The organism is Limibacillus halophilus, from assembly GCF_014191775.1.
Taxonomy (GTDB): Bacteria; Pseudomonadota; Alphaproteobacteria; order Kiloniellales; family CECT-8803; genus Limibacillus; species Limibacillus halophilus.
In genome coordinates this window covers 52,335-72,742 of sequence record NZ_JACHXA010000003.1, presented here as the reverse complement: position 1 = coordinate 72,742, position 20,408 = coordinate 52,335, and the positions used below count along the sequence as shown (strand labels likewise).

The window sequence follows — 20,408 nt, the reverse complement described above, 5'->3', positions numbered from 1 at the left end:
TAGGAGGACGTGGAGGTGGTTCAACAACTTCCAGCGAGAGTTGGCGATGAACTCAGCGAGGTCGACACCCCTGCCTTGATCGTCGATCTGGACGCCTATGAGCGGAATCTTGGCCTGATGGCCAGTATTGTCGGCGACTCAGGTAAGGCTTTGCGCCCTCACGCCAAGACGCACAAGTCACCCGTCATTGCATTGGATCAAATGGCCTTGGGCGCTGTTGGCATTTGTTGCCAAAAACTGTCGGAGGCAGAAATCCTATGGCAGGGCGGCGTACGCGACATCCTGATCGCAAACGAAGTCGTCGGCAAGCGGAAGCAAAGGCGCCTTGCCAAGCTGGCACGTTCGATGCGCCTGACTGTTTGCGTGGACGATATCGAAAACCTCAGAAGCTTGAACCAGGCCGCCGAGGAGGCAGACAGTATTGTATCGGTTTTGGTTGAAGTGGATGTAGGTGGCGGGCGTTGCGGCGTGACGCCGAACCTGGCCGGCAGTCTTGCCGCCGCCGCCGCTGATAGCCCGGCTCTCCGGTTTGCCGGGATACAAGCCTATCACGGAAGCGCGCAGCACTTGCGATCAGTGCAGGAACGTCAATCCGCCGTGGCCAAAGCTGCGAATCTTGCCGAGGCGGCGAAAGCGGATATTGAAGCGCGGGGTCTGGTTTGCCAGACCGTCACCGGTGGCGGAACGGGAACGCTCTTACAAGACATTGAGTACCCGATCTGGACCGAACTGCAATGCGGGTCCTACATTTTCATGGATGCGGATTATGGTCGCAATCGCGATACGCGTGGCACACCCTACGCGCTGTTTGAAAACAGCCTCTTCGTTTTGTCCAGCGTCATGAGCGTTGCGCATTCTGGAAAGGCCGTTCTCGATGCCGGTTTGAAGGCATTGGCTTTCGATTCCGGTCCTCCTACGGTGGCCGATAGGTCTGATTTTATCTATTCCGGGCCGTCCGATGAGCATGGAACCCTAACAATACCTGCACATGAAAAGTTGGCTTTGGGCGACCGAGTGAGGCTGATTCCCGGACATTGTGACCCCACGGTTAATCTTTATGATTGGTTCGTAGGGGTGCGAAACGACCGTGTAGAGCGAATTTGGCCCGTGTCGGCCCGCGGTGCGCTGTCATAACGCCCACCGACGTTAAATCCTTATTAACCCAAGTGAGTCATTATAGGGAAGAAGGGGTAAAGGCTGCGGCGAGAGCGGCCAGGGCAAAAGGGAGCGTCGGATATGACGCAACATGAGCAAGAGATGAAACCCAACATAACTGTCATCGGCGTCGGTGGCGCTGGCGGGAATGCCGTCAACAATATGATCGCCAGCCAACTTGAAGGCGTTGATTTCGTGGTGGCGAACACCGATGCACAGGCTCTTGAGCATTCTTCGTGCAAAAGCCGAATTCAGCTTGGCCATAAATTGACCGCTGGGCTGGGCGCAGGTTCGAAAGCTGAGATCGGCGCTGAGGCGGCAGAGGAATCAGAAGCGGAAATCAAGGCAGCCATCCAGGACGCCAACATGGTGTTCATCACCGCCGGCATGGGCGGCGGCACAGGCACTGGAGCGGCGCCCGTCATTGCACGGATTTCCCGCGAACTCGGTATTCTCACGATTGGCGTTGTCACCAAACCTTTCCAGTTCGAAGGCGTGCATCGTATGCGCTCGGCGGAAAAGGGCCTGGAAGAAATGGCGCGCCACGTCGATACATTGATCATCATTCCAAATCAGAACCTGTTCCGAATTTGTGATGAGAAGACGACATTCAAGGACGCCTTCAAGCTGGCGGACGCGGTGCTGAACTCCGGCGTCCGCAATGTGACGGACCTTGTCGTGATGAACGGCCTAATCAATCTCGACTTTGCCGATATCCGTTCGGTGATGGCCGGGATGGGCAAAGCCATGATGGGTATGGGTGAAGGCGAAGGCGAGGGGCGTGCCGTACAAGCAGCAGAAGCCGCCATTTCTAACCCGTTGCTCGACGATATAACCATGCGAGGGGCCAGGGGCGTTCTCATCAACATCACCGGTGGTCCGGACATGACACTGTTTGAAGTTGATGAGGCGGCCAACCGCATCCGCGAAGAAGTCGATGCGGAAGCCAACATCATCTTCGGCTCGACCTTTGACGACGCCATGGAAGGTAAACTGCGGGTTTCGGTCGTGGCTACCGGGTTTGATTCCGCAACAATAAAACCGGAACTCCAAGTGGCGCCCGCCGCAGAGTTTGATCAGGCGATGATTGTGGAGCCGAACACGGCGGAATCCGTATCTTCGGCCGGCGACTTTGGAGAGTTCTCAGGAGGTTCCCTGAATGGCGAGCCAGCCGATGATCAGGCCCTGAACGGTCATGGAATCGATGGCGACCAGGATAGTGACGATAGCTGGGACGCCTGGGCGCCGGAAAAGCCGTCCATCAATCCGCAACCGCTGCCGCTGCGTGGGGCCAGCGATGACAAGCCATATAAGAATGGCGACGCGCGTAGGGAATCAGCGTCGGAGTTTGGTAGCTTCGTTGACGGGAACACGCTGCGCAAATTGGACCCATTCGGCGACGATGACTGGGGCAAAAACCATGCCAATGGCGCGGCTTTCTTTGAAAATAAGCCGGAGAAGCCACGCCACACGGTTACACCGATGCCGCCGGTCTCCGGCGGTGAATCGCGCCAGAAAGTCGTCGATGAGGCTTTAGTCGAAGACGTAACCGCTTGGATCACACGCAAGTATCTGGGGCCCAAAAAAGCGGTTTCGGACAAGCCGGTAAACGGTTCTGCGAATGGTTCAGCTGCTGTCCTTTCACAACTGAACGGTCATGCAGCCGTTGCCGGTGATCTGGCGTCTACTTCGGAAGATAGCCAAACGGCAATGGATAGCGGCGCGGAAATGACGGCTGGCATCGCACAACCGGAATCCGAAAAGGATCCCGAAATCGCGGCGCAGTCTGACTTGGCGCGGGATGATGACTTAGGTCACGAAGATAACGCGGTCGCGAATGGAGCGCCCGATAGCGACCCAGTGCCTTCGTTTTTGCAAGAGGGGGCGACGATTCCGGTTGAAGCCTCCGCTTCGATCCCTGCCACCGACGAACCCTCCAGATCAGAGACGGACGACGACGACGAGGATCAGAACAGTGGCGGTTCCAGTGGCGCTCCGGAAACTGCTAAACCAGCCAAAGGTGGCGCGATCCGAAACTTGTTGCGGTCGCTGAACCCGATTAGTGGCGGGACGACCAATCGGCGCAGCATCGATACCGGACGCAAGGTCCTCGATCGCTTGAACCGACTACACGGTTATCCCGATAGCGAAGAAGGCGCTTCGCACGCCTAAAGTAGAGCTTTACCCTTTTCCGCCCCCGATGACTGCACGGGAGAAGCAACCATCCAGGAAATTGCCCTTTCTGGGTGGTTGTTTTCTTTTGAATGTTGGGTAGGCGAAGGAAGTCACCACCTGGCAGTTTCACGACGGTTTTCAGGTTAAGGTTAACGGCGAATCAATCGATCCGCAGGCTCACTTGATAAGGGCCGCAAAGTGGCGGCCGGCATGGTCTGTGAACAGGCTTGACTAAAAGCTTGGACGGCGATGCGAGTTGGCAGGAATCTAAGATAGAGGTGGGGCGTCGATCAGGACGCCAGCAACCTCGCGCGCACTTCATCCACGAGTTGCGATAACCCAAATGGCTTCGCGAGGAAGGAACCTTTGCCGCCGCGGACCAGATCGGCCGCTGAACGCTCGTCGAAGTATCCTGACATCAATATCACGCGAAGGTGCGGATGCAGCAGGCGTGCCTGCTGTACGAGACTGGCGCCATCGAGCGACGGCATGGAGATATCGCTAAGCAGCAGGTCAAACGATTTGGGGCTTTTAGAGAAAACCTTCCAGGCCTCCTCGCCGGATGAACAGCTAACCACGCTAAAGCCTGCATCCATCAAGGCCATGCGGGCCGAACTAAGAACCATCGGGTCATCGTCGGCCAAGAGAATGCGCCGGCCTCGGCAAAGTTCCGACAAATCCGGATCGTCACTCGATGCGTTGCTTGTGGTATCTGCGGCGACGGGCATCATGCGGCGCAGTATCTGGGCTGATTGGTGAGCGTCTTCCCGAATACCGTCTACGTTTTTGGGCGTGTTTTCCTTCGCTCTGCCGGCCGGCACACCAATGATCGAACTCTGAAGGCTTTCCATGCGCTGGGCGATTTTTGCCGCAAGACGCAGTTTTCCATGAGCTTTGCGCAGTTCTTCCCGCGAGCCTTCATCTTGGTGTTCTGGTGCCGTTACGGGGGCAGAGGATTCCTTCAACACAGCCTCCAATTTCTTATAGACCTAAGATGCGCCAGAATAGTTAACAAACTATTAATGACTGCAACGCTGGATTTAGGAGTCAGTATTAATTTCAATATTTATGATTGGAGTTATTGTGAAAAATCAGTGTGTTGCCGCCCCCTTAAAAACTTTCCAAATTGTCAGTTTGTATTTTAACTAGTTTTACCCACTTCCGTAACCGGTATCGAAGATGAGTTGATCTCGCTGGCGGACATCTTCCTCCAACTCCTGGAGCACGGCCGAGTAGAGGTCACGTATAGAGACTATGCCTGCAATGCTCCCATCTTCTGCGATGACGGGCAGGTGGCGAAATCCGCGTCGGCTCATCTTTTCAAGGGCGGTGAGGGCCTTATCTTCAGGACGGACGCTTTCTGGGTCCGGCGTCATAACCTCGCCCAGCGTTGTTGCGGCGCTATCCTTACCTTGATGTACTACACGTGCGACGACGTCGCGTTCGGTGAATATACCGGCCAGGCTTCCATCGTCATTGACAATCAGCACGGCGCCGATCTTGCGTGTCGTCATGATCTCGACGGCTTCTTGTACGGTGTCGTTCGCGGATAGAAGACTGAGTGCCTGGTCGGACACGATTCCCGGGACGATGTGACGTTCCATCTTGTTCCTCCCTCGCCATATGCCTAGCCTCATTGTTACATGAAACTCTTTGGAAATGGTTTCATGTTTAGCTCGGCACTAGTTTCGGGCGTCCTGGGGGGAAAGGTCAAGCGAAGGCCTACAAAGGCGAAAGCCGATGGCCCTTTCGGTCCACCGGCTTCGGCTCTTCTACGTTGCTAGGGAGGAAAGTGACTACCAGAGGGCCCCAACGTCTTGGGTCAATCCGAAAGCTATCGCACCGCCTCCCACCAATAAGAACACCATGCGGACGGCCATCGGCCCGCGGGTATCAAATAGCGGTGGCAACAGAAGCCCTGCGCCAACGGCTGCTATGACAATTTCCAAACCCATTTTGCTTCTCCTCACGCGCCTACGCCTCAAGGGCGCTTTTTGGCAACGGTGGCGTTGTCACCACCATGTTTGTCATTATTCGTGAGGCTTGCTTAACAAAGGCTTAAACAAGCGCCTAAAATTTTCCGGAAAATCATTATTTCTCTTATTAATTGTTTTCCGGATTGTGCAAATAACGTACTGAAACAAAACATAAAAACACTACATTCCCTGTGGCGCGTCCGCCGTAGCATGCATCTTTTTTGTTGATAGATTCTTTAAGGCTCTATCAATCAGTGATCGTTCAACGGTCGGTGGCCGGCTTTCATACTTGCAGGCTGACAGCACTTGTTCGATGACGAACTTCGGCTGATAGGCGGCCAGGGGCATGCCGTTGGATTGGATCATCTGTCCAACATACTCTATGGCGCCATCGGGGAACTCCAGACCGTTGGCATTGGCAACGGCCTTGAAGATGCGTTGGAAATCACTTGCCGCCGGGCTTTCGATTTCGATCTTGTAGGGAATGCGCCGAAGGAAGGCCGGGTCCATGAGGTCTTCCGGCGTCAGGTTCGTAGAGAAGATGACGAGAGCATCGAACGGAATTTCAAACGTCCGGCCGGTATGTAGCTTCAGGTAGTCGACGCGGCGTTCCAGTGGAATGATCCAACGATTGAGGAGGTGATCCGGCGCCACCAATTGGCGCCCGAAATCGTCGATCATCATGATACCGTTCAGCGCTTTCATATGAAGCGGAGCCTCATAGAACCCGCTGGCATTGTTGTACTGCAGGTCCAGCATCTCCAAGGTCAGCTCGCCGCCAACGATAATCAGGGGGCGGCGCACCGCGATCCAGCGCTTATCCAACGTCTCTTTCTCGATTGAGGTATCTTTCAGGATCGAGTTGTTCGGCTTTTCCTCTACCTTGATGGGGAAGTGCAGCGAGGGGTCGAAGATCTTGATAATCTCGCCGTCGATATCAACCGCGTGGGGAATATAGATAATGTCCTCAAACATCTTGTTCATGCGTTCGGCCAGCGAGCTCTTACCGTTGCCCGGTGCGCCGTAGAGCAGCATCGACTTGCCGGAATTGATGGCCGGACCGAGCTCCGATAACAAAGCATCGGGTACGATCAGATCATTGTAGGCATTGGTAATCTTTTCCTGCGGGATATGTGCGTTGCTGATTTTCTGCCGTAGGACGCGGTAGCAGAATGCGGATATCGACACCGGCGCCGGCCCGATGTACTGATTTCTCTCCAGTGCATCGGACGCATACTGGTTGCCGGCGCCTGTTAGCGCATAGCGAAACTGGCTGGAGGCCGAAGAGCCGGTTGACCCCAGAATTTCAAGCAATCTTTGCTCAACCGCTCGTTCAAGAATTATATTGATTACCGTGAAGGGAAGCTTCAAAGCTTCAACGCATTGGTTGGCGGTTTCCAGTTTCTGCAACAGCATGGTCTTGAGCAAAAGCTCGGTAATCTTTGTGTCGCGGAGGCCGGTCTCGGCCACGCTCATCGGTTCGGCTGGCGCTTCTTGAAAGAAGCGATCCAACGCTTCTGCCGATATAGCGCCTACTGCCACGAGATTGTCGCCAAGGCGACCGCCTTCGGCAAGCTGGCGCTGACGTGCAGCTTCGACCTGTTCGTCGCTGATCAAACCCTGTGCAACTAGAAGCTCACCGATGCGCATATCGTTTTTCCCCTCGATTAATTCCGCTAAAGGCGGTTCGGCAATTCGCCATATTGTACTGTATTGTATCTGTAGACATAATGCGGGCGAAAGGATGACAGGGGATGGTTTTGAAAAGCTTGCCTGTAGCGGGGCGCAAGCCCGCGCGCGCGCGGTTGCACAATTTGTTTAGCCGGCAGCGCAGAAAAGGCGATATCCCCTCGGATTTGCCAGAAACTGAAGACGTTGCGTGTCCGCCCGAACCACGGGACCAAGAAGCGTTGGAGCGGGAGAATGCCGAGCTTCGCGCTGAGAATCGAGAGCTTCGTGAAGCAGTTGCGGAGCTTCAACGGCTTTCTGATCTTGATCCGTTGTTGTTGATCCTCAATCGCAGAGCTTTTCTGCGGGAGTGTCAGCGCGCCCAGCAATACACGAAACGCCACGGGATCAAAGCGGCCTTCTGTTATTTCGACCTGGACGGCTTGTCGGCCATCAACAATACCTACGGCCATCCCGTTGGCGATCTTGCACTCAAGACGATTGTGGATTCGGTGCTGGCGGAAATTCGTGGGTCCGATGTTTTCGGGCGGCTTGGCGGCGATGAATTCGGCCTTCTGCTGGTGGAGGCCGACGTCATGGCTGCCGACCGGAAAATGTCCGAGCTTAAGCAACTGATTCAATCCAACCCCATTACGGACCCCGATAGCGGCGCCAAGGTCCCGCTTAGCATTACCTTTGGCGTCGAGTGGCTTGACCCTACTGCGATGCCGGAAAGCATCCTTGCGCGTGCGGACGCCACCTTTTATCGGAACAAGAAGCTGTATAATCGCCTGTTCCGCCGCTAAGCCGCAAAGAAGCGCTTTTTGTCGGTCGTCCAATCCTGGCGCCAATCGATATAATCCTTCTCGCTGATGGGCGGACAAATCAGGAATCCCTGCAAGTCGTCCACGCCCAGATCTCGCGTTAAATTCATGATGTCCTTCGTTTCCACGCCTTCGGCAACGGTTCGCATCCCCAGCTTGCGCGCAAGGCTGACGGCGCTCTCAAGAATGGCTCTGGAGCGGTGATCGGCAAGCGCCAACGATACGTATGATCGATCCAGTTTCAATTCGCTGGCGGGCACGTGCTGCAACTGGGTCAAGGTAGAATGGCCCGTACCAAAGTCATCGATAGCCAAGGTGATACGTTTCAATCTAAGACGAGACAGCACCTCGAAGTTGCGACGCAGATCTCCTAGGATGCTGGCTTCAGTTATTTCCAAAATGAAGTTGTCTAGCGAAAGGTCGAATTTCCGAGCTTTTGCTTGCAATCGGTCGGGGAAAGTCAGGTCGACCAAGGTGGCCGCACTGATGTTGATCGCAAAGAATGGCGTGTCTTGACCATCGCCCAAGCTTTTAGCGATCTCAAACGCCCGGTCGATGACCCGTTCTGTCAACTGATCCATCAAGCCATTTTCTTCACAGGTCGGGATGAAACTGGCAGGTGTCAGCCACTTGCCTTCATCCGTTCGCCAGCGGGCCAAGAACTCAATCCCCGTCACCGCGCCGGTACGCAGTGAAACCTTTGGCTGCATGAACAGATCAAGCGAACTGTCCATTTCCGCGACTACCTGTTCTTTGCTCAATTGTCTTGGTCCACCGCGGCGGCCCTTCACGCGCTTGGGTTCGTAGGCCGCCAGGAGTCTGAGCAGGTCCGCCGTATCGAATGGTTTCAGTAGCAACCCTAGAAAGTCGATCCGACAAGCATGGATCATGCTTGAAACGGTGGAAGCAAGGCTTTCTTCTTCACCGGTAACCATCAAGAGGCCGCCTGGAAAGTCGATCTCCGCCAGGTGCCTGATAAATTCGATGCCGTCCATCTCCGGCATGTTGATGTCACAGATGATGACATCGACGGGACAATGACCAAGTTTGTCGGCTGCTGTCGCACCATTCTCCGCTTGTTCGATTGCCGAGAACCCAGCCTTGCGCAAGCAGGTGGAGATTGCCCGCCGCAGGAGTGGATTATCGTCTACAATCAGAACGTTAGCTTCTTGTGGCGTCATAAGATCTCTTGCCAAATCCTGGCGTGCGGTGGACATCATGGTGAACTCAAAGCCATTTCGTTTTCTAAGTCAGCGAAGATCATTACAGGGCTTTGCTTAACAATTAGCTAAAACCCAATCGAAAATTAATCTGTGTCGTAAAATGCCTGCGGTCAGGGGTCATTCTGGCCAAACGGCGCGGCACCCCTGCTGGCGCCGGAGGGCCCCCACGACCCGGCACTGCGGATCGTAATTCTGGGAAAGATCGCATGCTGTTCCATCTCCGCGATAACCCGCTCTTTCTCGTCGAGCAAGCGGACACGCAGACGATCATGGCTTTCAAGCAAGGCGATGGTGCAATGAAGGGATTGCGCATGAATGATGTAGCTTTGCGGCAGGTACCCGCGACGCCGTATCCTGGTCTGCCGGCCAGCGTTCTCCGCAAAACATGTCATGCTGAAGTTGGCTAGGGTGCCGCCGGATAGCTCTAGCAGATAGCGTTCCGCTTTGGCCGAGCTTGGCTGCGCTGCCATTGCCACGACGAAAGTGAACGCAAAAGCCACGGCCAAGCGATACAGGGCTGATCTTCCTGACATGGCTTCACCCGATCCTCAACGCGCCTTCGGCCGAATCAGGAAGGTTACCAGGAACCCGGTGACGAAACCGCCTAAATGAGCCTGCCAGGCAATCTGCGCGCCTGCCAGCAAGTCGCCGACACCCATCAGCCCGCCGAACAGATTGAGCGCCATGAGAACGGCAGCAAGGACGACCGCGCGCCTGCGTCCGGCCGGGTTCTTGGATTGGAAGAGCAACCGGACCACCACACCCATCATGCAGTAGACTGCACCGGAAGCACCGATCATCACAAAGGCCTGTCCGCCCTCGAATACAGTTTGGGTCAGTGCGCCGGAAGCGGCGCCAATCACAAAAAAAGCAAGAAATGCCGGAATCCGGTAGGCGCGCTCCACCAAACTGCCGAACGCCATGAACATACCCATGTTGATCAATAAATGCGCCCAATCGCCGTGGAGGAAAGCATGCGTCACCAAAGTCAGGGTGGTTTGCACCGGGGAAACGAGTTGGCGGTCGCCAAAGAGGGCAAAAAACTCGTAAGGTACGAAGGCAAAATTACGAAAGGTCCACGATTGGGCCGCCGGGCCGAGGACCTGTAACAAGGCGTGTAACGCGATCATTCCCGCCGCCAGAAAAGTCACCGCCGGTGGCGCCAGTAGTATCGGTTGGCGTTGGAATTCATTGCTTTGTTCTGTCATCGGGTACTTTCCAAGGGCGTGGGAGCAGGGTGTCCAGCCTTTCGTCACCGCCGCCGCTGTTCAAGAGATTTTTTCTTGCGGCCTATGTTGCAGTGCGGCATTGTCCGCCGCGATCGCCACCGCCGCCGTATTTTAAGGAGCCTGAGTACAATGGATGTCAGCAAGATCCCTGTTGGTATAAACCCTCCCTGGGATGTGAACGTCATCATCGAGGTGCCGATTGGCGCCGCGCCGGTCAAATACGAACTGGATAAAGACTCCGGCGCCATGATCGTTGATCGCTTCTTGCACACGGCAATGTTCTATCCCTGTAACTACGGCTTCATTCCCCACACTTTGGCCGACGATGGGGATCCGGTGGACGTTCTAGTCGCTGGGCCCGTACCCGTTGTGCCTGGTGCTGTGTTACGGGCCCGTCCGGTTGGCGTTCTCGTAATGGAAGACGAGAAGGGGCTCGATGAGAAAATCTTGGCTGTTCCGGTGGATGCCTTGCATCCCTGGTATACGAACGTCAGCTCTTACCGCAGCTTGCCGAAGATTGTTTTGGACCAGATCACGCACTTTTTCGAGCACTACAAGGATCTGGAATCCGGGAAGTGGGTTAAGGTCCAGCACTGGGGTGAGGCCGAAGAAGCGTCACGCTTCATCGAAAAGGCTATCGCCGCCGAGAAGGCTTCTCTCAAGAAGTAAACGGCCGGTCCGCGCCTCTGATTAGGTCATGCCGCGAAAACGGCCAAGCGGTAGACTAAGGGCAAAAAGACTAGCGGCAGCGGCCACAACGGACGGCCCGCTTGGTGTGTCAAAGTACAAGGACGCCGTGAGCCCCATCAGCACCGCCGCCGCGGCACACGCCGTGGCCAGGACCGCCATCTGCTCCGGACTTGACGCCAGGCGTCGTGCAGTGGCTGCCGGAATGATTAACAGGGACGTAATCAGCAGGACCCCGACGACTTTCATGGCGACGGCGATGGTCATGGCGATCAGCAAAACAAACCCCAGTTTCAACCGACCGACGTGCAGCCCTTCTGCAGCCGCCATCTCTTCATGCAGGGTGACCAGCAGCAAGGAGCGCCAGAAGCGCAGAACGAGCAACAACACGACTGCTGCGATCCCGTATATCCAATAGATGTCACCTGCCCGAACGGCAAGAATATCGCCGAAAAGGTATCCGAACAGGTCTATGCGCGCGTTTGGGAGAAATCCGAGTGTGATGACGCCGAATGCTAAACCGGCGTGCGCCAGGATTCCCAGAATTGTATCGCCGGCTAGTTGTGACTGGCGCTGCATGAGCCAAAGCAACCCGGCCAGCATCAAGCTGCCGACCGTCACGCCGATCAACGGATCGATACCCAGCAGCAGGCCAAGCGCCACGCCGAGCAACGCATTATGCGCGAGGCTGTCGCCAAAGTAAGCCATGCGCCGCCAGACGACGAAGCACCCCAGGGGGCCGGCCATCAAAGCAACGCCCGAACCGGCCAGAAGCGCTCGGACCATGAAATCGTCCAGCATCAGGCCTGCTCCCCTTCCGAGTTGCCGTGATCGGCTTTCTGATGGGATCGCGTATCTTTTGGCAGAACCTCCCCCGCCAAGCCGTGCCGATGATCGTGTTCGTGACTGTAGAAGGCCATGACGCTGGCGGCGCGTTTTCCGAAAAGGCTGAGGTATTCCGGGTGCTGACTAACAGCCTCCGGCGCGCCAGAGCAGCAAATGTGATGATTAAGGCAGATCACGCGGTCTGTCCGCGCCATGACCAGATGCAGATCGTGCGATATGAGCAGGATGCCGCAGCCGTGGCGGTCACGCAGGTTCGCAATGCGTTCGTAAAGCTCGACTTGACCGGAGAAATCGACCTGTTGAACCGGCTCGTCGAGGACCAGCAAGTCGGGTTCGCGCAGTAGCGCGCGGGCAAGCAAGACGCGTTGAAACTCGCCGCCTGACAAGGACTGTATCGGGCGATCGACAAGGCGTTCTATGCCAACTTCACTCAAGCAGGCGCGTAATGTTTCGGCCGGTGCAGGGCGAGGCAGCGCCAAGAACCTGGCAACAGTGATGGGAATCACCGGATCGATGGAAAACCGCTGTGGTACGTAACCGATTTTCAGATCCTTACGCTTGGTTATTCGACCGCTCGTCGGCTTCACCAATCCCAATACAAGACGGGCAAGTGATGTCTTGCCAGCGCCATTGGGCCCGACGACCGTCAGTATTTCGCGCCGCTCGATCGTTAGGTCCAAACCTTTCAGGATTCCGTTGCCTGAGAGGCTGAGGCCGACACCTTCTAGCGTGACGAGAACCGGGCCCTCATCGGTTGGGCTTGTCATTGACCGCGGGCCTTTTCCGAATGCGGCCCCTGACATCGTCCACATAGGCCTTCAATCTCGAGTGTCCGGCGTCCTGCCTCGAACTTGAGGTGGGCGAGGACACTGTCGATTGCCTGATCTATAGCAGGATCGCTTACCTCCGCGGCAGAACCACAGTCGCGGCAAATCAGGAACTGGCTAATATGCTTCTCGCCGGGGACCGGGCAGCCGACGTAAGCGTTCAGGCTCTCGATACGATGGATCAAACCCTGTACCAAGAGGAAGTCGAGGGCGCGATAAACAGTAGGCGGGGCGATTCTGCCGCGGTCATTCGATAAGGTGTCGAGGATATCATAAGCGCCGACCGGTGCATGGCGGTTCCAGACGATCTCCAAGACCGCGCGCCTAATCTCGGTCAGCCGGAGTCCTCGTTTTTCACAGAGCGCTTCGGCTTCACCCAGAGCCCGTTCCTGGCAACGCTGATGGTCGTGCTCCGTTGTGCCGAAGGCTGCAGCAGTGGTGTTGAACCGAGTCACGGGCTTTATCCTCACCTGTTGGCATTGATTGATATGTTATAACATCAATGGTATGCCGAGCAAGCCGACACAAGTGAGGCCACGATTAACCTGGCTGATCCCCGCGTATTGCTTCGAAGGTCGCAAGTGCTCTTTGCCGGGCCGTCGCATGATCGACAATGGGGTGAGGATAGTTTTTCCCTAGCTGGACGTTCGCTTCCTCGAGCGCAGCGGCGGGCGCTTCCCAGGGCTTGTGAATCCATTGTTTTGGCAATGCTGACAGCTCCGGAACCCAGGTTCGGACATAGCTGCCGTCAGGATCGAACTTCGCCCCTTGCGTGATTGGATTGAACACCCGGAAGAACGGAGAGGCGTCGGCGCCACTTCCGGCTACCCACTGCCAAGAGGCGCTGTTATTTGCAATATCAGCATCTACGAGCGTCTGCGCGAACCAAGCGGCACCCTGGCGCCAGTCAATCAGCAGGTCTTTTATCAGGAAGGACGCCGTGATCATCCGCACGCGATTGTGCATCCAACCACTGACCCATAGTTGGCGCATGCCTGCGTCAACGATGGGATAGCCCGTGTTGCCTTTGCTCCAAGCCTGAAAGGCCCGACTGTCTTGATTCCAGGAAAATTTATCGAACTCGGGTCGCCAGTTGCGCGCGGGCAGGCTTGGCCAGTGATAGAGCAGATGATAGGAAAAATCCCGCCATCCCAGTTCACGAAGGAACGCCCAAGCAGCGGCTCGCAAGCCATCGCTTTTCCCGGTTTTCTCGCTGGCCATTAAAGTTGCCTGCCAGATTTGGTTTGGTGATATCTCGCCCCAACGCAGGTGTGGCGACAGGCGCGAAACCTGTTCTCGGTCGGGCCTGTCGCGACCCTCCTTATAATGACAAAGGCTTTTCTCCAGAAAGGTCACAAGCTGATCTAGAGCGCCAGCTTCTCCCGGCTGCCAGACGTCGGAAAAGCCGTTGGCCCAATCCGGATTGCGTGGCAGTAACCGCCAATCATCTAGACGCTCGCTGAAGCAGCGAACGGCAGGGTGCTGTGGGATCCGCGGCGCTGCCTGGACAGGAACCTGCCCGCGGTTCCGCTGGAGTGCGTTCCAAAAGGGCGTGAAGACCTTGAATGGGCCATCAGCCTTGGTTTTCACCGACCAGGGTTCGGCCAAAAGCGAGCCGTTAAAGCTTTCAACGGTCAGACCTTGAAGACGCAAGTCCTGTTTGATCTTGCGATCATGCTCTATCCCTCCAGGCTCATAACGGCGGTTCCAGAAAATCGCCGCTGCCTGTGTTTCCTCGACGACCTGCCGGAGAATTTGTTCCGGGTCACCACGCCGCAGAACCAAGGACATCCCTTGAGCACTCAGAGCTCCTTCGAGAGCGTTGAGGCTATGGTGCAGCCACCAATCACAGGCGGTTCCCGTTCCTGAATCATAATCCCTGCAGGTGTTGTCCCCTTTGGTTGCGTCTTCGAGAATGAAGAGTGGGACGACAGGCCCGCCCGCAGCCACTGCGGCAGTCAGGGCCGGGTTGTCGGAAAGGCGAAGGTCCCGGCGAAACCAAATGATGGACGTAACCATGGCCGCTCCTATCGCGCCAAACAGCTGTCTACGAAATAAAGTGAGCCTTGGATCATCTTTATTTCATCACGTTTGTTTTATGAGTGCCGTGCTTGTTCTTCGACTCTCCCGAGTTAGTTCCCAGACCAGACACGCTTCCGGCAGTGGGAGCCTGTCGATCACTAAACAGTAGCCATACGAAGGGAGAGAAAATTGATCAAGACGATGACTCGTTCGAAGGCGGCCCTTGCCGCCGCCCTGTTCTTACTTAGCGGTTTCGCGGCGCAAGCGTCGGACCCGCGGATGACCGGAAAAGATATTGTCGAGACAGCGGTCGCAGCCGGATCTTTTAAGACGTTGGTTACCGCAGTCCAGGCTGCAGGCCTAGTTGAAACGCTTCAGGGCGACGGACCTTTCACGGTCTTTGCGCCGAGCGACGATGCCTTCGCTAAACTTCCGGCAGGCACTGTGGAGATGCTGCTTAAGCCTGAGAACAAGGATAAGTTGGTAGCAATCCTAACCTATCACGTCGTCCCCGGCCGCGTTCCTGCCAAGGCCGTCATGAACAAGACGACCTGGGCCGATACCGCAAACGGCGAGAAGCTCTATATTAATGGCCTAGGTAATCAAGTTTTTGTCGGCTCTGGCCCCGGTGCTGGCAACCTGCCAATGGTGGTTCAGGCAAACGTTTGGGCAGACAATGGCGTTATCCATGTGGTTGATGAAGTGATCATGCCACCGGTCATGTAACGCTGCTTCGCAAGGTTGCCTTAAATGGAGTCCGCTATCGTTCAGCGGACTCCATTTTCTTTGCACCTGACGGTTGGATTCACCCAACAATACCGGAGGACAGGGTTGCGATGCTGCGTCGCCCGAGCAGATGGGTCCTGACCCCTGATTCAAACAAACCGGCAATCGCCGGATCGGATACATCCAGGCCGCCTGTCAAAGCCCCAAAGGCAGGTAAGATAAGGCGTTTCCCATCCTCAATGAAAGCTGGGCCGGTCAGGCGCTTGCCGCGGACCCTAATCGCGGCTTTAGGATGAAAATGCCCCGAAACCTCTCCTCCATTCAGGACACCGCCGGCTTGCGCCTGGTGGCGAAAAACAAGGGGCCCATCGCGCAGTTCTTCCATAACGTACCCACCCCAGCTACCGCGCGGGTCGGGATCGTGGTTTCCTGCGATCCAAATCCATTCCAGATGGGATGTCCAGGCCTCCAGCCAGCGACGGGAATCGGGTTGCAGACGGTTTCCGGCTTCTGAATCGTGGAAGGAATCGCCCAGACAGATGACCCGCTTGACCGGCTTGATGTTTCGCAACTCGTCGGTCAAGCGCGCCAAAGTTTCCTGGCTATCGTAAGGTGGAAGCAGTTGCCCCTGCCGCCAGAAACTGCTCGCCTTTTCCAGGTGCAGGTCGGCTACTACCAAGGTGGCGCGCGCAGGCCAAAAAAGTGCGCCGCTAACCCTCAACACCAAGTTGGCGCCGTTTAGCTGGATGGAATGTTCCTGTGCGGTCAAAGGCGTTAGAAAAGCTGCTGGTTGACTGGAAAGTACCACCCTCCGCCGTCTGCCTGCTTGGCTGCCGGAAAACGAGGGCGGCGATCGATAGCACTATAATGAGCGATCATGGCGCGCCGCTGCAACGTGGGATTTCTCGGGGCCGTGCCGCGGTGTAACAGTCTGCCATGCCAAATCAGGACGTCACCCTTCTTGGCAATGAACTGTCTGGTTTCGGCTCGCCGCCTGGCGATCTCCCTTTCACAGGCGGCGACCACCAAGGGCTCCGAGTACTTCGGCCACCCTCCATGCCTCAGATAGGGTGGCATCAAGCTGCGAACTTTCTCGCGACGCATGACCGGCCAGCGGTGGGAGCCGGGAACGTACTCGAACGGCCCTGAATCCGGGTGAATATCGTCCAAGGCAATCCAAACCGCAGCGTAGTAGCTATTGAGGGTTTCTGGGTTCAGATAATCGTCTTGATGCCAATTGCGTTGTGTGGATACCCAGTGTGTCAGGTTCAAGTGGAGGCCCATTGGCTCGCTTATGAGTTCCTCGAGCTTCGCTGCAAGGGGCGCGCAGGTGCAAAGTGCCAAGGCCTCCGGAACGTGCATGTAAGGGACTGCTGAGTTCCATCCATGCACCTTCGGCAGCAGTCGCCAGCGGGCCTCGGCGTAACTCTCCACCAGATCACTCGGCATGAAACTATCTAGAATGAGGTAACCCTGTCTTCGCCACAGCAGTTGATCTTGGGTCAGCGCGCTTTCATCACATTCCGTTCTATCCAAGGGCGGAACCACATCATCGTCTGGAATTTCGCTTAAATCGGCGAAGTCGCTATCGGGTGGATTCCAGGGCGACGCGCCCAGGTGGCGTGGACTACCCAAAAGCGGAATGCCGGATTCGGCAAACACGACCTCTAAAGTTAGATGCGACCTCGGTTCGGGCCAGATGATTTCGAAAGCCTTTGCCGACTCCTAGGCTTCCGATTCCTCAAACTGCTCTTGGTTAAGCTCGGAATTGGCTCGCGCACGTCCAAGCTCGATTTCGCCCGCTTTAACCACGACCTCTAGTGGCGTGCCATCGGATGATCGACCGACGGCCCAACCTCTGATCCGTTTCGGGGTGACCTCGGTGACCATGCCATGAGGCGTCACCGACGCCGTGGTGTGAGCCTTCAGCTTCAGGAAATTGAACATCACCGCCCCCCGGTTTCCTTGTTCTTTTTACGTGCCTGCGCTGTTTGTTCGCGCTGTTGCACAGATTAATCAGTATCGCTTATAGCCTCGGCAATCAATGCTCTCGCACCTTCATCGAAAAGCTCGTCCAAGGCCGCTCCATAAACCTGTTCCCGGCCTATCTCCAATAGGACAGGCAGAGCCAGCGGGGAAATTCGGTCCAAGCGTCGGTGCCGAATACGCCCCTTGATGCGCGCCAGCATACCACCTAATCGCCCGATATCGGTCAGACCGCCCGCGCTATCGGCCCAGGTGGCTCGCAGCAACACGTGGTCGGGCTGGTATTTTCGGAGAACGTCATAAATCAGGTCTGAACTGATAGTGACCTGTCTGCCGCTCTTCTCTGCGCCCGGCAGTTTGCGCTCGATCAGCCCGGCGATGACGGCGACGTTACGAAAACTTCGGCGCAACAAAGAAGACTCGGCCATCCAGGCCTCCAAATCATCACCCAGCATATCCTCGTCAAACAGCGCATCAAGATCGATCGCCGGCTTCAGGCTCCACACGGCGATTACGTAGTCTGTGGCCACGAAGCCGAGGGGGGAGAGGCCCATGCGCTCCATGCGTCGGGTTAGCAGCATCCCCAAGGTCTGATGCGCATTTCGGCCCTCGAAGGAGTAGGCAACCAGATACTCTCGCTCTGCGCGGGGGAATGTTTCGACCAGCAAGCCGTTCCGATCCGGCAAGAGAGAACGATGTTGCTGAAGCCGTAGCCACTCTCGCACAGCGTCCGGCAGGTCGTGCCAACGGTGCGCATCTTGCAACAGCGATCGAACCCGATCAGCCAGATAGGTGGATAGCGGCAGGCGCCCACCCGCATAAGCCGGAATCTTCGGGTCTCCCTGTCCGTCGGCTGAACAAAGTGCCGTATTTTCCTTCATGCCCAAAAAGCGGAGGAGCTGTCCTGCAAAAAGAAAGGTATCACCCGCGCGCAATCCCTGAATGAAGTACTCCTCGACTTCACCCAATACGCGCCCGCGGTGCAGGCGGACCTTGACCAAAGGGGATTCGACAATTGTGCCGATGTTCATTCGCAAGCGTTGTGCGTGGCGGGGATGGGTCAAGCGCCAGAGATTATCCGGTCCTAAACGGAGTCTTTGATAGCGGTCGTAGGTTTTGAGTGCGTAACCGCCGGTAGCCACGAAGTCCAACACGGCGTCGAAGTCGTCCCTGGATAGCCGGCGGTAAGGCGCTGCAGTTGTAATTTCGTCAAACAACAAATCCGCATCAAGTGGGCCGCTGCAAGCCATGCACCAGATATGCTGTGCTAGAACATCCAGGCCGCCCGGCTTCGGTAGGTCGCCGTCCAGTTCGTGCGCCATCACACCCTCGATGGCTGCCCGGCATTCCAGAACCTCGAAGCGGTTGCCGGGCACCAGCAGCGCTTTGGAAGGCGATTCCAAGCGATGATTTGCGCGACCAACCCTTTGCAGAAGCCGCGATACACCCTTGGGTGCCCCGACCTGTATAACCAGGTCGACCGCACCCCAGTCGATACCCAGATCTAGAGATGAGGTGGCGACGATGGCCCGCAGCGCGTTTCGCCCCATGGCGGCTTCCACCTTGCGTCGTTGCTCGACCGCCAGGCTGCCATGATGGAGAGCAATGGGAAGGTTTTCCTCGTTTAGATGCCACAACCCCTGGAATGTAAGCTCTGCTTGAGCGCGTGTGTTCACGAAAACCAGCGTCGTGCCATGTTTGCGAATGCGCTCATAGATTTCCGGCAAGGCATGCATCGCCATATGACCGGACCAAGGCAGTTGAGGCCCTGTTGAGAGAATTTGAATATCAGGCGCGGCGCCCGCTTTGCCTTCTATTCGTCTAACCCGATCATCATCGGGGCTTCCGCTCGGCGATACCCATGCTTGCAGGGCGCGCGGATCATGCACAGTGGCGGATAGGCCGACACGGCGCAGTGTGGGGTTGATGCTTTGCAGCCGTGACAAAGCAAGCGCGAGTTGGTCGCCTCTTTTACTTCCGGCCAGCGCATGTAGCTCATCCAGAATGACGCAGGACAATGTTGCAAAGACCGCTTCTGCGTCATGATAAGACAGCATCAAGGCGAGCGATTCCGGGGTTGTCAAAAGTATCTGGGGGGGGTGGCGGCGTTGCCGCTGGCGTTTTGCTTGCGGTGTATCGCCGGTTCTGGTTTCGCAGGTGATCGGCAAGCCCATTTCGGCGATGGGCGACAGTAAGTTCCTGTGAATGTCGACAGCGAGCGCCTTAAGAGGCGATATGTAGAGACTGTGAAGGCCCGGACGCGGGTTTTCGGCTAGATCAATAAGCGTTGGCAGGAAGCCAGCCAGCGTTTTGCCGCCGCCGGTCGGCGCGATGAGCAGAGCCGAACGAGCGTCGCGCGCAGCCTGTAACATATCAATCTGATGATCGCGGGCTTTCCAGCCCTTTGCCCGGAACCAGTCATGGAACCGGCGCGGCAGCAGTGGGTCCGGCTGTGCCACCGATTCGGCCCGACGGCTCAGTGTGTCAGCGCGGCGCGCAGTTGGTGCAACCGCTCCTCAAGCGTCGCCGCGTCATAGGGGAGAGCGGGGTGAGCGCCCCAAACAGGGCCGGGCCAGGCGTCATCGTCCTCGAAACGAGCAATAACATGAAGATGGAGTTGCGTGACCATGTTACCCAGCGCGCCGACGTTGATCCGGTCAGGCGTAAACAACCGCTTCAGCGCTAAGGACGCTAATCGCGCTTCAAGGAACAGGTCCCGGAGGTCGTCCTGGGCCAAGCTATCAAGGTCCACCGCGCCGGGGCGCCTTGGCACCAGGATCAACCAGGGATAGCGGACATCTCGCATCAGGAGAACCCGCGTCAGAGGTAGGTCGGAGATGAAGGCCGTGTCGGCCTCAAGGCGCTCGTGCAGGGCAAAATCGTCGGTCATGGAGGAAGCTTACTGTAGCGTTACCGCGCATGCCATATCTGGCTGTATGCGCGAAGAGATTCGGCCCAGAAACAATCCTGTCGCAGAAAGAATAGGGACATGGCGTTGCTGAGCTGACTTCGTTAGGGTCGGACACCTAAAGTCTATTCATTGCAGAATGCTGCCGCAGAAGAA

The 20,408-nt window shown here is 56.5% G+C and carries 21 protein-coding genes; 5 read left to right on the top strand and 16 right to left on the bottom strand.

Annotated elements, in window-relative coordinates; translation table 11 throughout:
- The first annotated feature begins 15 nt into the window (after positions 1–15).
- Together FHR98_RS06080 and ftsZ are read left to right on the top strand one after the other, a co-directional pair.
- Complete coding sequence (locus FHR98_RS06080; RefSeq protein ID WP_183415768.1) at positions 16–1,134, top strand: DSD1 family PLP-dependent enzyme; 1,119 nt, start codon at positions 16–18, stop codon at positions 1,132–1,134.
- A gap of 102 nt (positions 1,135–1,236) precedes the next feature.
- Positions 1,237–3,327: a cell division protein FtsZ gene (gene ftsZ, locus FHR98_RS06075; protein WP_183415767.1), complete on the top strand. Its 2,091-nt coding sequence runs from the start codon at positions 1,237–1,239 to the stop codon at positions 3,325–3,327.
- A gap of 293 nt (positions 3,328–3,620) precedes the next feature.
- On the opposite strand, the gene FHR98_RS06070 is transcribed toward ftsZ, so the two are convergent.
- The 4 genes from FHR98_RS06070 to FHR98_RS06055 all read right to left on the bottom strand — a co-directional run bounded on the left by FHR98_RS06070 (position 3,621) and on the right by FHR98_RS06055 (position 6,956).
- Positions 3,621–4,295: a response regulator gene (locus FHR98_RS06070; RefSeq protein WP_183415766.1), complete on the bottom strand. Its 675-nt coding sequence runs from the start codon at positions 4,293–4,295 to the stop codon at positions 3,621–3,623.
- 186 nt (positions 4,296–4,481) lie between these two features.
- Positions 4,482–4,934 (bottom strand): CBS domain-containing protein, encoded by a 453-nt coding sequence (locus FHR98_RS06065; RefSeq protein ID WP_183415765.1) that lies wholly within the window; start codon positions 4,932–4,934, stop codon positions 4,482–4,484.
- A 192-nt stretch (positions 4,935–5,126) separates the two neighbouring features.
- Positions 5,127–5,285, bottom strand: a complete 159-nt coding sequence (locus FHR98_RS06060) for a hypothetical protein (protein ID WP_183415764.1) — start codon at positions 5,283–5,285, stop codon at positions 5,127–5,129.
- Positions 5,286–5,486: 201 nt separating this feature from the next.
- Positions 5,487–6,956, bottom strand: a complete 1,470-nt coding sequence (locus FHR98_RS06055; RefSeq protein WP_183415763.1) for a DUF8689 domain-containing protein — start codon at positions 6,954–6,956, stop codon at positions 5,487–5,489.
- 104 nt (positions 6,957–7,060) lie between these two features.
- Here FHR98_RS06055 and FHR98_RS06050 point away from each other — a divergent pair, with 104 nt between their 5' ends.
- On the top strand, positions 7,061–7,780 hold the full coding sequence (locus tag FHR98_RS06050) for a GGDEF domain-containing protein (RefSeq protein ID WP_183415762.1): 720 nt from the start codon (positions 7,061–7,063) through the stop codon (positions 7,778–7,780).
- On the opposite strand, the gene FHR98_RS06045 is transcribed toward FHR98_RS06050, so the two are convergent.
- From FHR98_RS06045 to FHR98_RS06035, 3 genes are all read right to left on the bottom strand, one after another.
- Positions 7,777–8,979: an EAL domain-containing response regulator gene (locus tag FHR98_RS06045; RefSeq protein ID WP_183415761.1), complete on the bottom strand. Its 1,203-nt coding sequence runs from the start codon at positions 8,977–8,979 to the stop codon at positions 7,777–7,779. The two genes, FHR98_RS06050 and FHR98_RS06045, sit on opposite strands and share 4 nt — an antisense overlap.
- Positions 8,980–9,131: 152 nt before the next feature.
- A complete protein-coding gene (locus FHR98_RS06040) occupies positions 9,132–9,554 on the bottom strand; it encodes a hypothetical protein (RefSeq protein ID WP_183415760.1) in 423 nt (140 codons plus the stop codon).
- 15 nt (positions 9,555–9,569) lie between these two features.
- Complete coding sequence (locus FHR98_RS06035) at positions 9,570–10,229, bottom strand: rhomboid family intramembrane serine protease (RefSeq protein ID WP_183415759.1); 660 nt, start codon at positions 10,227–10,229, stop codon at positions 9,570–9,572.
- 150 nt (positions 10,230–10,379) lie between these two features.
- Here FHR98_RS06035 and ppa point away from each other — a divergent pair, with 150 nt between their 5' ends.
- Positions 10,380–10,919, top strand: a complete 540-nt coding sequence (gene ppa, locus FHR98_RS06030; RefSeq protein WP_183415758.1) for an inorganic diphosphatase — start codon at positions 10,380–10,382, stop codon at positions 10,917–10,919.
- Between the two features lie 21 nt (positions 10,920–10,940).
- Here the strand turns inward: ppa and FHR98_RS06025 are convergent, their stop codons facing one another.
- The 4 genes from FHR98_RS06025 to FHR98_RS06010 form a co-directional block, all read right to left on the bottom strand.
- Positions 10,941–11,738: a metal ABC transporter permease gene (locus FHR98_RS06025; RefSeq protein ID WP_221205759.1), complete on the bottom strand. Its 798-nt coding sequence runs from the start codon at positions 11,736–11,738 to the stop codon at positions 10,941–10,943.
- Complete coding sequence (gene znuC / locus FHR98_RS06020) at positions 11,738–12,550, bottom strand: zinc ABC transporter ATP-binding protein ZnuC (RefSeq protein WP_183415757.1); 813 nt, start codon at positions 12,548–12,550, stop codon at positions 11,738–11,740. The genes FHR98_RS06025 and znuC overlap by 1 nt, the downstream gene beginning before the upstream one ends.
- The gene (locus tag FHR98_RS06015; RefSeq protein ID WP_183415756.1) at positions 12,547–13,065 is read right to left on the bottom strand and encodes a Fur family transcriptional regulator; all 519 of its coding nucleotides are present in this window, start codon (positions 13,063–13,065) and stop codon (positions 12,547–12,549) included. The genes znuC and FHR98_RS06015 overlap by 4 nt, the downstream gene beginning before the upstream one ends.
- An 85-nt stretch (positions 13,066–13,150) precedes the next feature.
- A complete protein-coding gene (locus FHR98_RS06010) occupies positions 13,151–14,629 on the bottom strand; it encodes a cryptochrome/photolyase family protein (protein WP_183415755.1) in 1,479 nt (492 codons plus the stop codon).
- A 204-nt stretch (positions 14,630–14,833) separates the two neighbouring features.
- On the opposite strand from FHR98_RS06010, the gene FHR98_RS06005 reads away from it, so the two are divergent.
- Entirely contained in the window at positions 14,834–15,358 is a 525-nt protein-coding gene (locus FHR98_RS06005; protein WP_183416152.1) for a fasciclin domain-containing protein, read from the top strand.
- Between the two features lie 79 nt (positions 15,359–15,437).
- On the opposite strand, the gene pdeM is transcribed toward FHR98_RS06005, so the two are convergent.
- The 5 genes from pdeM to FHR98_RS05980 all read right to left on the bottom strand — a co-directional run bounded on the left by pdeM (position 15,438) and on the right by FHR98_RS05980 (position 20,234).
- A complete protein-coding gene (gene pdeM, locus FHR98_RS06000) occupies positions 15,438–16,166 on the bottom strand; it encodes a ligase-associated DNA damage response endonuclease PdeM (protein WP_221205758.1) in 729 nt (242 codons plus the stop codon).
- The gene (locus FHR98_RS16780) at positions 16,133–17,020 is read right to left on the bottom strand and encodes a phytanoyl-CoA dioxygenase family protein (protein ID WP_183415754.1); all 888 of its coding nucleotides are present in this window, start codon (positions 17,018–17,020) and stop codon (positions 16,133–16,135) included. The genes pdeM and FHR98_RS16780 overlap by 34 nt, the downstream gene beginning before the upstream one ends.
- A gap of 63 nt (positions 17,021–17,083) precedes the next feature.
- A complete protein-coding gene (locus tag FHR98_RS05990) occupies positions 17,084–17,305 on the bottom strand; it encodes a hypothetical protein (RefSeq protein WP_221205757.1) in 222 nt (73 codons plus the stop codon).
- A gap of 65 nt (positions 17,306–17,370) precedes the next feature.
- The gene (locus FHR98_RS05985) at positions 17,371–19,803 is read right to left on the bottom strand and encodes a ligase-associated DNA damage response DEXH box helicase (RefSeq protein ID WP_183415752.1); all 2,433 of its coding nucleotides are present in this window, start codon (positions 19,801–19,803) and stop codon (positions 17,371–17,373) included.
- 17 nt (positions 19,804–19,820) lie between these two features.
- Positions 19,821–20,234: an HIT domain-containing protein gene (locus tag FHR98_RS05980; protein ID WP_183415751.1), complete on the bottom strand. Its 414-nt coding sequence runs from the start codon at positions 20,232–20,234 to the stop codon at positions 19,821–19,823.
- Positions 20,235–20,408 lie beyond the last annotated feature (174 nt).